The following is a 3100-nucleotide window of genomic DNA, read 5'->3' as shown; positions in this document are numbered from 1 at the left end:
GGAACGTGTGTTCGATACAGTGAACGATGCTGCAGCCCCGGCCCTCATCCGGCATCGCGGCTGTGGGCCGACCTGCCTACAAGCAGGCAATCGGACGCTGAGCAAGCGTATCTTCAGTAGCCTGACGCCTGCGAGATCAAACCGGTGACGGCAGGAGGGGGCCAGATGGTCAGCCATCTCATCTCCTTCTCGCTGCTCGATGCGGACTCCGTCCGCGCGGCGATCGACGGCGGAGAGACGCTGTCCGTCGAGTTCAAGGGCGAGGAACGTCAGTCACTCGGCGACCGCGAGCTGATCGAGGCGGTCGTCTGCCTGGCCAATGGCCACGGTGGCCTGCTGCTTCTTGGCGTCGAGGACTCCGGCTTGGTCACTGGCGCTCGACCGCGGCATGGCAACCGTACCGATCCGCAGCGGCTGCAGGCGCTCATCGCGAACTCCACGCAACCCCCAGTACAGACGGCTGTGTCCACGATCGAGATCGACGGTACGCCCGTGCTGTGCGTCCAGGTAGAGAACAGCCCACGTATCGTCGGAACCACCCGCGGGATGTACCAACGACGGGCGATCGGTGGCGATGGAAAGCCGACGTGCATACCGATCCACGCACACGAGATGCTCGCGCACGAGATCGACCGAGGAGCCGTCGACTACTCGGCGCTTCCGGTGCCTGACGCAACCTGGAACGACCTGGACCCGCTGGAGTTCGAGCGATTTCGCCGGCTGATCCGGGAATCGGCCGGCTACGGGGACCGCGTGCTAGCCGATCTTGATGACCATGATGTCGCGCGCGCCCTCGGTCTACTCGAGCAACGCGGCGGCACGACCGTGATCTGCGCCGGCGCACTGCTCCTGTTCGGTCGAGAGGACGCGATCTGCCGCTGCCCTTCTACAGGTCGGCGACTCGGAGGTCCGGCGGCAGCTCGCGCGGATGGTCGACCGTGGCCTCGTGGAAGCACGCGGCGGAGGTAAGGGGCGTACCTGGCATCTCACCGCCGCTGTCTACCGCGAACTTCGCGAACCCGCCGCCTACGTCCGGGTGCATGGCTTCGACCAGGCTCAGCAGGAGCAGATGGTGCTCAGCTACGTCGCGGCCCACGGCCAGATCACCCGAGGCGAGGCAGCCGACCTGTGCTCGCTGTCCCCCGACCAGGCGTCGCGACTGCTGCGCCGGCTCGCCCGGGACGACGGACCCTTGGTAGCCAGCGGTAGCCGTCGCTGGACGGCCTACACGCACCGCGCATAGTTCTATACGCACCCAGGGAATCCTTCACGCGCGCGTATAGCTACACGCGCGTGAGCGCCGTCGATCGGAAACGCGTTCTACGCCAGCGCCGCCGCCTCATGCCCTGCCATAGGCATCACATTCCGTGCTCAGGAAACGTGCTCAGGCCTGACTGCAACGACAGAAGCCACGGTACGGTACGTCAGGGCCGTCATCGGACAGATCATCGATCAGGTCATCGAGGACGGCTTCCTCCTCTACTCAGCGCCGGTGCGCGCCCAGCGCGTCACCCAGATCCGGGTCGAACCGCGCACGGACCTGACGGCCGGTGAGCTCCGCGGGTTCCGGGCAGGCGACAACGGTCCGTAGTTGTCCGGGGTGTCCGGTGGACTGAGCGTTGATGATCTCCGCCGTCGGTTCGACGTCGCGTTCGTCCTGCCGGCGGGCCTGACCCCGTAGTGCGTCGTGGACACGTTCGGTCACGTCGGCGTCGTGCCAGCGGGCGAAGTAGTAGCAGACCGTCTGCCAGGGCGGATAGTCCGACGGCAGTGCCCGCCAGGCACAGCCGGTGCGCACCACGTAGAGGATCGCATCGACCAGGTCAAGGCGGTCGTGCTTCTCCCACCGACCCACCACCGCAGCCGGCGGTGCGACCAGCGCCCATTGGGAGTCAGACGGATCAGACGGCTACCGGTGACGGTGAGCATGCGGTATCCGCTCGCCGTCACCCGTCAGCCGGTCCCGCCAGGGCATGTTCCCGTGACCGTAGCCCGTATCACACACCTCAGGCGTCACGGTCCGCTACCGATGGGGTATTTTCAAATATTTTCTTTACGTTCGGGTGCTATCGTGACCACCGGCTGATGACTATGTCGTTATGCCGTATACGCTGCACGCGCTCGGTGACCGCTGGGGAGGGCACGCGCGCCTGGCGGGCCAGTTCGGACATCACATGATCTACGGACCGGCGTGCGGCTCGGCCAGCGGTCGGGCGTTCACCCTGTCGATCGGCCGTCGCTTTGATGGCCAGTCACTCGGATCGCCTGAAATCCCCAAGGTATTGTCCGGCGAATCCTTCAACAGGCCATGGAAAACACGTCGCCGGGCCTCCACTCTGCTTACCCGCCCCACGCGGCGGCGGCCGACGTTGTAGTGGCCGTGTCGGCGGCCCGCTATCCGGCCGAGCCGTCCGTCGGTCTACCCAGGCCGGGCCGCCAGCGGCCGCCTGACGTCCTGTCCGACGTCCCGGTCGGCGTCTCAGTCGACCTCGAGGACAGCACGGCGGCGTCGGATGCGCCCGTCGAGGTAGCCTGCGGCCAGCTCGCCGACCGCGTGCCAGCTGGCGTGTGGGTGGTCGGCCGGGGTGAGCCGGCCGGACCGCGACGAGCCCGACCAGCTCGCGTAGGTCGTGGCCGAGCGGCCAGCGGCCCCAGTAGCCCTGCACCCGTCTGCGCGCCGGGTTCGCGAGGGCGTCCGGCGCGAGGACCGTCGGCTCACCGGAGATCGCGCCGACGGCGATCGCCACCCCGCCCTCGCCGAGCAGCGACACGGCGCCGGCGAGGAGAGCGCCGCCGGCCCCACAGGAGCAGGTCGGCGCGGTGGTCACCGCTGGCGTCGACACTTTCCCGCGCGCGTTCGGCGCGGCCGCGGCCTGTGTGACAGCTCCACCAACGGAATCAAGGGCTGGTGGGGCTGGTCAGTGCGTCTGGCAGGCGCGGCGTCGGGAACACGCCGAGCAGGTAGGCAGGGCGGGCCCGGCGTCGAGAACGACTTTTCGGGCGGAGCTTGACGGACCGGCCGCCAGCCTCCATGGTTAGCTACATGAGTAACGAACCGACGAACCGCAGTATGCGGTGGTCGGCGTGAAGGACGACGGAC

At 67.7% G+C, this 3100-nt stretch carries 2 protein-coding genes and 1 pseudogene; 2 read left to right on the top strand and 1 reads right to left on the bottom strand.

The window, feature by feature from the left end:
- The first annotated feature begins 165 nt into the window (after window positions 1-165).
- Both AC5LUJ_RS21745 and AC5LUJ_RS21740 read left to right on the top strand, forming a co-directional pair.
- Window positions 166-969 carry an AlbA family DNA-binding domain-containing protein gene (locus AC5LUJ_RS21745; RefSeq protein ID WP_250287521.1) on the top strand — a complete coding sequence of 268 codons (804 nt, stop codon included), beginning with the start codon at window positions 166-168 and terminating at the stop codon, window positions 967-969.
- On the top strand, window positions 929-1243 hold the full coding sequence (locus tag AC5LUJ_RS21740; protein WP_250287523.1) for a DNA glycosylase AlkZ-like family protein: 315 nt from the start codon (window positions 929-931) through the stop codon (window positions 1241-1243). The genes AC5LUJ_RS21745 and AC5LUJ_RS21740 overlap by 41 nt, the downstream gene beginning before the upstream one ends.
- 240 nt (window positions 1244-1483) lie before the next feature.
- Here AC5LUJ_RS21740 and AC5LUJ_RS21735 read toward each other — a convergent pair.
- Window positions 1484-1885 (bottom strand): annotated as a pseudogene (locus tag AC5LUJ_RS21735) (transposase); the annotation flags it as partial.
- Window positions 1886-3100: the final 1215 nt, after the last annotated feature.

The sequence above is a fragment of the Protofrankia sp. CiP1_Cm_nod3 genome (assembly GCF_982290655.1).
Note: the sequence above shows the minus strand (reverse complement) of the source record. Positions and strands in the feature narration are given on the sequence as shown.